The organism is Francisella noatunensis subsp. noatunensis, from assembly GCF_009823375.1.
Taxonomy (GTDB): Bacteria; Pseudomonadota; Gammaproteobacteria; order Francisellales; family Francisellaceae; genus Francisella; species Francisella noatunensis.
In genome coordinates, this window is the sequence record NZ_WBSX01000056.1 from 1 (window position 1) to 11,018 (window position 11,018).

Genomic DNA, 11,018 nt, shown 5'->3' on the forward strand with positions numbered 1-11,018 from the left:
TCTATTTGAAAGAGTTAAGTGCTTTGGCATTTTTTAGTTCCTTATCGTTTATTTTAGTTTCGTCAAAACCTAATAAACTATATTTGGAACTCTCTTTCAACTATTTAAAACTTTCAGAATACAATCTAGCTTTTATAAAGTACACAAAATATCAACCAAAATAGAGGGCTCTAATTAAGAGATTTCCGAACTAAATTCTTGAGCCAGCTGCCCTGCTCTAGTGATATTTGCTTGTATAGCATCATCTATAATTCCACCAAGATCAAACTTCTCAAAAGTACACAACGCTTCAAAAGTTATACCTTTTTTAGATGTTACATTTTTTCTTAAAGTAACCATATTCTCATCACTTTTCAAAGCCATCAGCGCAGCACCAAGACACGTTTGAGCAACAAGCTTTTCAGCTTGTTGTTTATCCAACCCTCTTTTGACAGCAGCATTGACCATATGTTCCATAAATTGAAAATAATATGCTGGACCAGAACTTGCTATAGCTGCAATAACATCAATCTCATCTTCTTTTTCAACTACAGCGACCTCTCCCATTGTCTTCATAATATTAATAACTTCTGACTTATCATCATCACTAATATTTTTATTAAAAAATATTCCAGTAGCACCGTAGCCTAAGCTACTAGGCGTATTAGGAATAGTCCTTGCGAAAGAAATATTCTTAGCAAACATTATCTCATAATCATTAGTTTTGATACCTGCTGCTACCGTAACTATTGTCTGATCATCTCTAGTATGATCTCTAATATCCTTGATTAAACTAATCATACCTTGTGGCTTTACAGCTAAAATAATAATATCAGCTATAGCGATTGACTCTACTAAAGAGTCCGAAGACCGTATCCCATATCGACTAACTAAATTTTCCCTTTTATCTTCATTTCTATCAAAAACGATAACATCCTGACCATCATAGCCATGATTAACCATTCCTGCGATCATTGCAGCAGCCATATTACCACCACCAATAAAACATACTTTCATAAATAATATCTCTATATTTTCACTCTATAGTTATTTAACTATAACATTTGAAATAATTATTGCTAATATATAGACAAATACAAAACTTAAAAAAAACACACAAATGAAAGAAATAGTCTTAGCTTCAAGTAATAAAGGAAAAATCAAGGAATTTATTGAGATATTTAAGCAAAAAAATATCAAAATAATTCCCCAAACAAAATTCAATATTAGTGATGCTGAAGAAACAGGTCTTAGTTTTATTAAAAATGCTATCATCAAAGCAAGGCACTGCTCAAAAAATACAGGGCTACCTGCAATAGCTGATGACTCTGGACTTGAAGTATTTTCATTAGCAGGTGACCCCGGCATTTACTCTGCAAGGTATGCAGGCAAGCATGGCAATGATGATGCTAATATACAAAAATTACTAACTAATCTAAAAAACAATAATAATCGTACTGCGCGCTTTGTCTGTGCTTTAGCTTATGTTAGAAGTGAAACAGATCCCACCCCAATAGTAGAATACGGTTTCTTAGATGGCGAAATTACGCATAGTCGCTCTGGTGAGTATGGTTTTGGATACGATCCTATATTTTTTTTACCTAATTTACAAAAAACCTTAGCAGAATTACCAAATGATGAAAAAAATAGAATTAGTCACAGAGCTATAGCACTTAATAAAATCATCAATAAAATATAAAGCCGGTGTATTTTTTTATCTCTGATGATATAAATTTTTGTCTTATATGCTAAAATAAAACCATTAAATTAGTAATCATTACTTATATAAGTAAGCTTTTAGGTAGAAGTGTGGAACATTTAAAAAGAATACTGTACGTTTCTCTTGCTCATATATACTCAAGCTTATTTATTATATATGTGCCTTTTATATACCTAAAAAAGCTTAAAAGAAGTCTCAAAAATAGTAGTTACAGGCAAAGATGGGGGGAGAGATTTGCTCAGACGAAACTTCGCTTGAAAGATTGCATCTGGATTCATTCTGTATCTGTTGGTGAAACTGTATCAGCAGAACCACTAGTAAGGGAATTATTAAAAAACTTTCCCAATGAAAATTTTGTCATAACAACTACAACGCCTACAGGCAGTGATGTTGTCAAAAACCTCTACAGCAAACATAAAAATGTACATCATATGTATATCCCTTATGACACGATACCATTTGTAAATAGTTTCTTTGTAAAAGTCAACCCTAAAGCTTTTGTAATCATCGAAACGGAGATATGGCCCAATATACTAAATAAATGTTTTGCTGAAAATATTCCTGTAATAATAACAAATGCACGCTTATCAAGAAGATCTATGAGAAACTACACCAAAATACCTTTTGGTAAAGACTTCTTATTCAAAAACATCGCTCAAATAAATGCTCAAACGGAAAAAGATGCAAAAAGATTCTGTTCATTGGGAGTGGATAAGGAAAAAGTTACAGTAACTGGAAATCTAAAATACAATCTTATAACTCCTGAAAACCTTGAAGATAAAATGCTTAATATAAAGCAAAGTATACACGGTAGACCAGTATGGATTGCTGGTAGCACTCATCAAGGAGAAGAGGAGATAATACTTGCCGCTCATAAAGAAATATTAATTACTCATCCAAATTGTCTATTAATAATAGTACCAAGACATAAAGAACGTTTCCAAAAAGTAGAAAAACTCATAATAAACGAAGGATTTTCTTACCAAAAAAGATCTTCTTGTATTAATGAGATTTTCAATCACACTCAGATATACTTAGGTGATACTATGGGAGAGTTATTGCACTTATATTATATCTCAACCATCACATTTGTGGGTGGTACATTAATAGATAATGGAGGCCATAATTTATTAGAGCCTGCAGCTCTGGCAAAACCAATTATAAGTGGCACAAGTCTTTATAACTTTAGTCAAATCTCAAAAGAATTAATCCGTAATAGAGCACTACTGCGAGTCAAAAATCATACTGACCTCGCTGAAAGTGTAATTAAACTACTAAACAATAAAGAGTATTTAGAGCAAATGTCGCAAGGTTCTCTAAAGACATTTGAAGCTCATAGCGATGTTCTAGAGAAACAATATAATAATATAGCGAAATTCTTATGAGTATTAATACTACATTAGAAAACTTCAACCTTTTTGCAGAAAACTTGTTTTGCGACATAAAATCACCTTCTGAAAAACTCAAAGAAGCCATGAAATATAGTTTTTTTAGTGGCGGTAAAAGGATACGTGCCCAATTTGTATATGCATTAGGTGAGACACTTAACATAGACGTTCAAAACTGTCATAAAATTGCATTTGCTATAGAGTGTATACATACTTATTCACTTATACATGATGATCTTCCTGCAATGGATGACGATGTCTTACGAAGAGGTAAGCCTACATGTCATATAAGATTTAACGAAACGACAGCAATTCTAGCTGGAGATGCCTTACAATCACTAGGATTTGAGATTCTCAACACCTTAGACATAGAAGATTTACATAAGCAAAGAAAAGTTAATATCATATTTGCAAAGTGTTGCGGCTTAGAAGGTATGGTTGGAGGGCAACAATTAGATATAGATGGTGAAAATCAGAACCTAAAATTAGAAGATTTAGAAATACTTCATATAAATAAAACTGCAAAAATGTTTAGAGCAAGTATTGTACTGCCCTATATAATCTCAAAATATAACAATGTTGAAATTGAAGATCTCTTAACAGAACTTTCTGATTTAATTGGATTATGCTTCCAAATTAAAGACGATATTCTAGATGTCACAAAATCCACAGAAGAACTTGGTAAGACTAGTGCTAAAGATATAGATGCTAACAAATCCACTTATGTATCACTAATGGGACTTGATGGGGCACACAAGTACTTACACTACAAAAAAGATGAGATTAAAAAATTATTATCTGAATTACATAACAGAAATATTCCGACACAAAATTTAGAAAAACTTATTGAATTAGTTATTAATAGAAACTATTAACTATTTTTGTTACAATTTTGTAATTATTTATTTTGTGACAAATTTCAAAACACATAATACTATGCAGATAATACAAAAAATTTATGCTTGGCTAGTACATCTATTTACTTCACTAGGTGCAGTCTTTGGCATACTCGCCATAATTTTCTCTATAGAAGCTGCTAAGGCCACTGTAACTAATCAGATAGATCTTCATCACTATTACATTAAGCTTTCAATGTTTAGTATAATTATGGCTATCTTTATTGACTCTATTGATGGTAGCCTTGCTAGACTAGTAGATATCAAAAAATTAGCTCCTCTAGATGGCGCATTACTTGATAATATTATAGATTTCACAACATACTCCATTGTGCCTTGCATTTGGATATATGTCTCCGGCATAGTCTCACAAGAATGGTTAATTCCAGTAGTAGTAATGATAACGATTTCATCTTCATATCAGTTCTGTCAAACTAATGCCAAAACTGATGATCACTTTTTTGTTGGCTTTCCTAGTTACTGGAATGTAATGGCGATGTATATGTTATGTTTTCAGTCTCCTCAATGGATCAATGAAACTGTAATAATTGTACTTTCTATATTTTCATTTGTTCCGATAAAATATATCTACTTATCAAGAACAGAACATATAAGTAAAAGTAAATTTATAAAAACATTTACTTTTATATTTACAATGCTTGCATCTATTTCTACATTTCTAGCTGTTTTAATGTATCCAATAAAGACTCCAACCCCTTTCATATTAATAATATTAATTTTCTCGATCTTTTATATATTATTTAGTCTCAAACTTAATATAGAACCAGTAAAGAACTAATCTCTTTAGCGAATACTCATCCTATATGATAATATATTATCCTATGGTGAAATATTAATCAATTTCTTATATGAAAGTCTTAAGTCAAGAAGAGCGCCAAAAACTCTTTGTCGAAAATATATTTCCATACAAACATAAAATTCCTCGTAAAGTATATGAAAAACAAAAACATCATTTACAAATAGAATTATTAAAATTTCAAAAATGGGTTAAAGAAAATAATAAAAAAGTTCTAATTATTTTTGAAGGAAGGGATGCTGCTGGAAAAGGTGGTACAATAAAAAGAGTTATGGAGCACTTAAATCCACGTGGTGCTAAGGTAATAGCATTAGAAAAACCTTCCGAAAGAGAAAGAAACCAATGGTACTTTCAAAGATATATTGAGCATCTTCCATCAGGAGGAGATATAATACTTTTTGATAGATCTTGGTACAACAGAGCTGGTGTAGAACGAGTTATGGGTTTCTGTACAGAGAGGGAATGTTTCTTATTTCTAGAACAAGCTCCTCAGCTTGAAAAAATGCTAGTTGATAGTGGCACAATAATCATTAAGTTCTGGTTTTCCGTAAGCCAACAAGAACAAAAAGATAGATTTGCTGCTAGAGAAAACCATCCTCTAAAACAATGGAAGCTTAGCCCAATTGATAAAGCATCTTTAGATAAATGGGATGACTACACTGAGGCTAAAGAAAGAATGTTTATATATACGGATAAACCTTATGCTCCATGGGTAATAGTCAAGTCTGATGACAAGAAACGCGCAAGGATAAATGCCATTAGATACATATTAAATAGTATAGACTATGATAATAAAGATCCTGAAGTAGCAATTGCCCCAGATCCCCTTATCGTTGGAACTTCATCAAAAATTTATAAATAACAACAACTTATACAAAATAGCTATTGACTAAATATCATATTTGAAATATAATTTTGTCTATAATTTTGGGCCTATAGCTCAGTTGGTTAGAGCGCCGGACTCATAATCCGTAGGTCGTAGGTTCGAGTCCTACTGGGCCCACCAAAATGTTTTCCCATTAAATAAATTATATATAATTTACTAAAAACAACATCTATATTTGAGAAACACCTTTCTAAAAAGAATTTTAAAAGTCTAAATTATTAAAATTTCAATGATTAACTACTAAGAAAAACTATGGATTTAAAATCAAACAACTACACATCCTGACTAATTTTTTACTCTAATGATTACAGTATAGCCGCTAAATAATTTTGTTTATCTTTTTTCGTGAGTCTAACTTTATGCTCATTCATCAGAATACCATTAAATGATTTACTTAACGCCTCAAGTATATCAAGCATAAGCTCATAACATGTTTTAACATCATATCCTATATTAGCTAGCTTTCTATAATTCATTACAGCTATTACGCCTTTGACCTCTCCGTCGTTAGCTGCTGCGAACACTTGCTCTTCACTATCAGGTAAAACACTAAAAATTACATCTTTATAGTTTACTTTTTGAAAAACTTTTTCATCTGTAAATTTAATACCATAATATTTCAAAAATGTTGCTAAATCTTTCACTTGCATAGATTGAGCTGCTTCAAAATAGATAAGCAAAAAGCCATCTCTTAATAATGGATATTCACGTTGCACATCTTCAACATATGCCTTATCTGGCGAGTTTTTAGCTTGACTCACAAGCTCTTGGCTATTTGCATGTTCAATATTTGCTAAAATATCTTTCTGCCTAACTCTCAAACTCTTACGAAATAAATCTATTATAATTAAGATCACTAAAATTAAAACTAAAGCCAATATCAATGTCATTTATTTAGTACCTGCGGTGTTTTTCATACTCATGTATTATATATTTATAGATCATAAAAATTAAGATTTTTCTATAATTGCATCCAATACTTCTATGATCTTTTCTTCTGTATCAACAACCATATCTTGATGAATTTTTTTAAATTCTTGAATTATATAATCATTTCTTTGCTTATCATCAAACAATCTTTTCAACTCATAAAAAAGATTATCTACCGTACAATCCTCTTGGATCAATTCTTTTATTATTTCACTTCTATGCAAAATATTTGGAAAAGCCCAGTAACTATGCCCACGAATAAGAATTCTACCTATAAACGCTGAAAGCCTAGATAGTTTGTAACCAACCACCATAGGTAATTTACACAACATAGCCTCCAAAGTTGCAGTTCCTGAAGCTAATAAACTTAAATCTGAAGCTTTCAATACATCATGAGAGTTTGTTTCAAAAACTTCGATTCCTAAACTTTTGATTTGTGAACTATATTGATCAAATATTGGTTTAAGAGATGGTTTCGCTAGTGGCATAATAGCCTTAAACTTATATCCGAACTCTTGTAGCTTTTCTATAGCATTTAAAAATAATGGCAGTAATCTAGTTACTTCGGTAGTTCTACTTCCTGGTAATACTGATAACACTGGTAGCTCTACATTTTCAAGACCTAAACGCTTTTTATATTTTGATCTATCAATCTCCAAAGGTATATTTTTAGCAAGTGGATGACCTACATATATTGCCTCAAAATTATGCCTATTTTTATAATACTCAACTTCAAAAGGTAAAATTGCCAGAATTCTATCTGTTGCCTTTCTGATTTTTCTGATGCGATACTCTCTCCACACCCATATTTTAGGACTTACATAGTGTATAGTCTTAATACCACTTGCTCTTAATTTTTTTTCTACTGTAAGATTAAAATCCGGAGCATCAATACCAATAAATATATCTGGCCTATTTTGCTTAAAGTAATTTATTATTTTTTTGCGTATACTTAATATACTAAGACCTTTTGAGAGAATTTCGAGAAAGCCTATTAATGACAGAGCATCCATAGGATACAAACTTTTAAAACCTTGCGCCTCCATTTTAGGTCCTCCAATGCCTTCAATTTCAGCATTTGGATATTTTTTCTTTAACGCTTCAACAAGAGTTGCACCCAACTGATCCCCTGAAAGTTCTCCAGCTACAATGCCTATTCTCATTATCTCAGTATACCTCTACGTGAAGTGCTTATCACATCGACAAACGGCTCTAATACAGGCTCTTCATCTGCCATTTCTTTAATAACTTCAAAAGCCTCTTTGATCATCAAACCTTTTCGGTACAGCACTTTATACACTTCTTTAATTTTCTTTAAGTGTTCCGGCGCAAATCCTCTTCGTTTAAGACCTTCCGTATTAATACCACATGGAGTAGCTCCTGCCGTTACAGCCGTAACCATTAAATATGGAGGAACATCTTTTCCAACAAGAGCAGCATGAGCTATAAACGCATGCTTACCAACACGGCAAAACTGATGAATACCAACATTTGAACTCAAAATAACAAAATCATCAATATAAACATGGCCTGCAAGACCTACACCATTAACAAGACTGACATTATTTCCAACCTTACAGTCATGACCTATATGCACATAACACATAATAAGATTACTATTACCAACTGTTGTAACACCTGTCTCTTTTGATGTACCACCGTGTATAGTAACACACTCTCTAATGATATTATTATCGCCAATAACAACTTGAGAAAAGTCACCTTTCCTGTAAGTATAATCAATAGGATCATCACCAATTGATGCATACTGGAAAATTAGGTTATTTTTACCTATTACTGTATTGTCGCCAATAGTAACATGACTTTTCAGCTCAGTACCTTCACCAACAACAGCATTTTCTCCAATAACACAGAATGGTCCTATTATAGCACTTTCGGCTACTTTGGCGCTTTCATGTACTACTGCCAAACTATGTATCACAATTAATAATCCTTATATGCTGCCATTAATTCAGCTGAACAAACTATTTGTCCATCAACTTTAGCCACTGACTCAGCAGTACAAATAATATTTTTCTGTTTAACCATACGTGACTCGATAACTAAAACATCTCCAGGAACAACTGGTCTTTTCACCCTTACCTTATCAATACCTGCTAGCATAAATGTTCTTCTTCCACCACCAGCTTTGACAACAACATGAGCAAATAAAGTCTCAGCCATCAACTCACCAAGTATAGCAGTTGCTTGAGCCATAGCTTCAACAATTAAAACCCCAGGCATCACTGGAAATTCTGGAAAATGTCCATTAAAAAAGTCTTCATTGATAGTTACATTCTTATGAGCTACGATCGTTCTATCTTCAATACTCCAATCAACAATCTTATCTAAAAGAGCAAAAGGATACCTATGAGGTAAAATCTTTCTAATCCCCATCACATCTATGTGCTTATTTTTTTCATCAAACTGGCTCATGCAATAATCCTTACTTATTTAATTTATCTTCAAGTTGTTTTACTTTTTTTATCAAACTGTCGATTTTAGATAGCTTTGCTACAAATCGTCCCCATTGAATCCTTGATTTAGCTTCAAACGCAGCATAATACATTCCTGGCTGAGTAATAGACTTACCTATATTAGATGCTCCACCAATAATCGTATTATCACAAATACTTATGTGACCTATTATCGCAGACTGCCCCCCTATCAAGCAGTTATCTCCTATAGTTGTACTTCCAGCAACTGCCGTTACACCAGCTAAAGCAGTATTACAACCAATGATTACATTATGAGCTATCTGCACTAAATTATCAATACGCGCACCTTTTTTAATAACGGTATCATCAATAGCCCCTCTATCGACTGTCGTTCCTGAGCCAATCTCAACATCATCTTCAATTATAACTCTTCCTAATTGAGGAATTTTAGTCCAACTACCATCATCATCTCTAGCATTACCAAACCCATCGCAACCAATGACTGCATTTTGATGTATTATACAGTTAGCTCCAATTTGAACATCATGAGCAATAGATACATTACTCTTTATAAGAGTATCATTACCAATTTTTGTACCTTCATCAATAGTAGCACATGAACCAATAAATACATTATCTCCAATAACAACATTTTCACCGACAACAGCGTTTGCTCCGATGGTCACATTCTCACCTATAATAGCACTTGAAGCTATTACAGCCTTACTGTGTATTTTACCATCAGGCTGAGGCGACTTATCGAAAAGCTCCATAACTTTGGCTAAAGCCATATATGGATTAGACAATACTACTGCATTAGTATTGCAAAACTCTAATGCCTCCTCTGTGATCAAAACCGCGGAAGCTTTAGTTTCAGATAATGCTTTTAAGTATTTAGGATTTGTACAAAAAGAAATATCTCCAACTCCTGCTTTTTCTAGAGTAGCTATTCTAGTTATCTCAATACTTTTGTCACCCTTGACTTCACCATCTAACTTCGAAGCTAAAAAATCTAAAGAATACATATCAAAACTCCTCGAAATAATTAAGAGTTCTTATTCATAATTTCAATTACTTGATTTGATATATCATCTACATTATTTACATATGCTAAAGCTTGAGTCGTCATCACAATATTGTAACCCTTCTGCTTAGCAATTGTTGCCACAGCATTATTGAATGATGCCTGGAATTTCTTGGATAACTTATCTTTAACCGCATACTCTTTTTGTTGAAGAACTTTAGCTTTCTGAGCAAAGTTTTGCTGCTCTTGTTGGATCTGCTGCTGCTGCTTCTCTAATTCAGCTTTTGTCATAGTAGCTGAGTTTTCTTGAAGAGCTCTCATTTGCTGCATAATGTCATTTTGTTCTTGCTTGAGTTTTGCAGCTTCGGGCTTCAAATCATTTTCCATTTTCTTAACACTAACTGATCCCAAATCAGAATCATTGAAGATCTCTACAGGGTTAACTACAGCTATTTTAGTATCTGCGTAAACTCCAGTAACAGCACTAGCCAAAACACACAGTGATAACACAACTTTCTTCATCTTTAAGATCTTCCTCAAATTTTCTTGTATATACATTTATAGATTCTAACACAATATTATAAAACTTGTTAAATCTTTGGTATTAGAGCTAGATTGTATTCTGAAAGTTTTAAATAGTTGAAAGAGAGTTCCAAATATAGTTTATTAGGTTTTGACGAAACTAAAATAAACGATAAGGAACTAAAAAATGCCAAAGCACTTAACTCTTTCAAATAGATATTGTATAGAAGAATTACTTAAATTAGGATACCAAACATCTCAAATAGCCAATAAAATTGGCTATAGTGAAAGAGCTATAAAAAAGGAACTTAATCGCACTAGTATAAATAGTGACTATAATGCTGAGATAGCACAGAAGCTATATCAAAGCCGCAGAACTTCAAATAATCATAAGCTATCCTGTAAAGTTAAAAAGCTA

At 32.5% G+C, this 11,018-nt stretch carries 13 protein-coding genes and 1 tRNA gene; 7 read left to right on the plus strand and 7 right to left on the minus strand.

Annotated elements, in window-relative coordinates; all coding sequences use genetic code 11:
- Positions 1–174: 174 nt before the first annotated feature.
- On the minus strand, positions 175–996 hold the full coding sequence (gene proC / locus F8C69_RS05800; RefSeq protein WP_159184528.1) for a pyrroline-5-carboxylate reductase: 822 nt from the start codon (positions 994–996) through the stop codon (positions 175–177).
- A 103-nt stretch (positions 997–1,099) separates the two neighbouring features.
- Here proC and rdgB point away from each other — a divergent pair, with 103 nt between their 5' ends.
- From rdgB to F8C69_RS05830, 6 genes are all read left to right on the plus strand, one after another.
- Complete coding sequence (rdgB, locus tag F8C69_RS05805; protein WP_159184529.1) at positions 1,100–1,678, plus strand: RdgB/HAM1 family non-canonical purine NTP pyrophosphatase; 579 nt, start codon at positions 1,100–1,102, stop codon at positions 1,676–1,678.
- Positions 1,679–1,788: 110 nt separating this feature from the next.
- The gene (gene waaA, locus F8C69_RS05810; protein WP_159184530.1) at positions 1,789–3,084 is read left to right on the plus strand and encodes a lipid IV(A) 3-deoxy-D-manno-octulosonic acid transferase; all 1,296 of its coding nucleotides are present in this window, start codon (positions 1,789–1,791) and stop codon (positions 3,082–3,084) included.
- Positions 3,081–3,962, plus strand: a complete 882-nt coding sequence (locus tag F8C69_RS05815) for a polyprenyl synthetase family protein (protein WP_159184531.1) — start codon at positions 3,081–3,083, stop codon at positions 3,960–3,962. The genes waaA and F8C69_RS05815 overlap by 4 nt, the downstream gene beginning before the upstream one ends.
- A gap of 61 nt (positions 3,963–4,023) precedes the next feature.
- Positions 4,024–4,782, plus strand: a complete 759-nt coding sequence (locus tag F8C69_RS05820) for a CDP-alcohol phosphatidyltransferase family protein (RefSeq protein WP_159184532.1) — start codon at positions 4,024–4,026, stop codon at positions 4,780–4,782.
- A 70-nt stretch (positions 4,783–4,852) separates the two neighbouring features.
- Entirely contained in the window at positions 4,853–5,662 is an 810-nt protein-coding gene (gene ppk2, locus F8C69_RS05825) for a polyphosphate kinase 2 (RefSeq protein ID WP_159184533.1), read from the plus strand.
- A gap of 67 nt (positions 5,663–5,729) precedes the next feature.
- Positions 5,730–5,806, plus strand: a tRNA-Ile gene (locus F8C69_RS05830).
- Positions 5,807–5,991: 185 nt separating this feature from the next.
- Here the strand turns inward: F8C69_RS05830 and F8C69_RS05835 are convergent.
- Genes F8C69_RS05835 through F8C69_RS05860 form a run of 6 tightly spaced genes read right to left on the minus strand, consistent with a single transcriptional unit; the run spans position 5,992 to position 10,600 of the window.
- Positions 5,992–6,576 carry a cell division protein ZipA C-terminal FtsZ-binding domain-containing protein gene (locus F8C69_RS05835; RefSeq protein ID WP_159184534.1) on the minus strand — a complete coding sequence of 195 codons (585 nt, stop codon included), beginning with the start codon at positions 6,574–6,576 and terminating at the stop codon, positions 5,992–5,994.
- A 60-nt stretch (positions 6,577–6,636) separates the two neighbouring features.
- Entirely contained in the window at positions 6,637–7,779 is a 1,143-nt protein-coding gene (gene lpxB, locus F8C69_RS05840; protein WP_159184535.1) for a lipid-A-disaccharide synthase, read from the minus strand.
- Positions 7,779–8,558, minus strand: coding sequence for an acyl-ACP--UDP-N-acetylglucosamine O-acyltransferase (gene lpxA, locus F8C69_RS05845; protein WP_159184536.1), 780 nt, complete (start codon positions 8,556–8,558; stop codon positions 7,779–7,781). Before lpxA ends, lpxB begins: the two co-directional genes overlap by 1 nt.
- Before the next feature lie 2 nt (positions 8,559–8,560).
- Positions 8,561–9,052: a 3-hydroxyacyl-ACP dehydratase FabZ gene (gene fabZ / locus F8C69_RS05850; protein WP_159184537.1), complete on the minus strand. Its 492-nt coding sequence runs from the start codon at positions 9,050–9,052 to the stop codon at positions 8,561–8,563.
- A 10-nt stretch (positions 9,053–9,062) separates the two neighbouring features.
- Entirely contained in the window at positions 9,063–10,079 is a 1,017-nt protein-coding gene (gene lpxD / locus F8C69_RS05855) for a UDP-3-O-(3-hydroxymyristoyl)glucosamine N-acyltransferase (protein WP_159184538.1), read from the minus strand.
- 20 nt (positions 10,080–10,099) lie between these two features.
- Positions 10,100–10,600, minus strand: coding sequence for an OmpH/Skp family outer membrane protein (locus tag F8C69_RS05860; protein ID WP_159184539.1), 501 nt, complete (start codon positions 10,598–10,600; stop codon positions 10,100–10,102).
- A 187-nt stretch (positions 10,601–10,787) separates the two neighbouring features.
- Here F8C69_RS05860 and F8C69_RS05865 point away from each other — a divergent pair.
- Positions 10,788–11,018: helix-turn-helix domain-containing protein (locus F8C69_RS05865; RefSeq protein ID WP_159183974.1), on the plus strand; the 231-nt coding region annotated here is incomplete at its 3' end.

What these genes read in the sequence shown, in the direction of transcription:
- proC (WP_159184528.1), bottom strand. Translation starts at nt 996, where the DNA reads ATGAAAGTATGTTTTATTGGTGGTGGTAATATGGCTGCTGCAATGATC.
- rdgB (WP_159184529.1), top strand. Translation starts at nt 1,100, where the DNA reads ATGAAAGAAATAGTCTTAGCTTCAAGTAATAAAGGAAAAATCAAGGAA.
- F8C69_RS05815 (WP_159184531.1), top strand. Translation starts at nt 3,081, where the DNA reads ATGAGTATTAATACTACATTAGAAAACTTCAACCTTTTTGCAGAAAAC.
- F8C69_RS05820 (WP_159184532.1), top strand. Translation starts at nt 4,024, where the DNA reads ATGCAGATAATACAAAAAATTTATGCTTGGCTAGTACATCTATTTACT.
- ppk2 (WP_159184533.1), top strand. Translation starts at nt 4,853, where the DNA reads ATGAAAGTCTTAAGTCAAGAAGAGCGCCAAAAACTCTTTGTCGAAAAT.
- F8C69_RS05835 (WP_159184534.1), bottom strand. Translation starts at nt 6,576, where the DNA reads ATGACATTGATATTGGCTTTAGTTTTAATTTTAGTGATCTTAATTATA.
- lpxB (WP_159184535.1), bottom strand. Translation starts at nt 7,779, where the DNA reads ATGAGAATAGGCATTGTAGCTGGAGAACTTTCAGGGGATCAGTTGGGT.
- fabZ (WP_159184537.1), bottom strand. Translation starts at nt 9,052, where the DNA reads ATGAGCCAGTTTGATGAAAAAAATAAGCACATAGATGTGATGGGGATT.
- lpxD (WP_159184538.1), bottom strand. Translation starts at nt 10,079, where the DNA reads ATGTATTCTTTAGATTTTTTAGCTTCGAAGTTAGATGGTGAAGTCAAG.
- F8C69_RS05860 (WP_159184539.1), bottom strand. Translation starts at nt 10,600, where the DNA reads ATGAAGAAAGTTGTGTTATCACTGTGTGTTTTGGCTAGTGCTGTTACT.